At 57.3% G+C, this 307-nt stretch carries 1 pseudogene; it reads right to left on the reverse strand.

The features are described 5' to 3' along the window. A pseudogene (locus L972_RS20875) lies at window positions 1-307 on the reverse strand (IS481 family transposase); the annotation flags it as partial.

Below are 307 nucleotides of genomic sequence, written 5' to 3' on the forward strand. Positions count from 1 at the left end.
CGCTCTAACAGGCGAATTTGCTCGTCATTGAGCTCAATGGTCTGTTCCCTATGGGTTTTCTCGAGGCGCAACAAACGGTCGTGTTTGGAGAGCAGGTCGTGCCGTTGCCACACGCCACGCACACCGCCCGCACTGACATTGATGCCTTGCAGAGCCAGCTCTTGCGCGACCCGCAGCGGGCCATGGGTTGGTCTGGTGAGAGAGTAATCGAGGATAGCCTATTCAATCTCGGGAGCGATCCCTCGGCGCCATAGGTCTGGTAGTTACGGCGAATTTCGTAGAACTGCTGACGGCTGTAGCCGATGAG

Source organism: Aeromonas sp. ZOR0001 (genome assembly GCF_000801015.1).
Taxonomy (GTDB): Bacteria; Pseudomonadota; Gammaproteobacteria; order Enterobacterales; family Aeromonadaceae; genus Aeromonas; species Aeromonas veronii.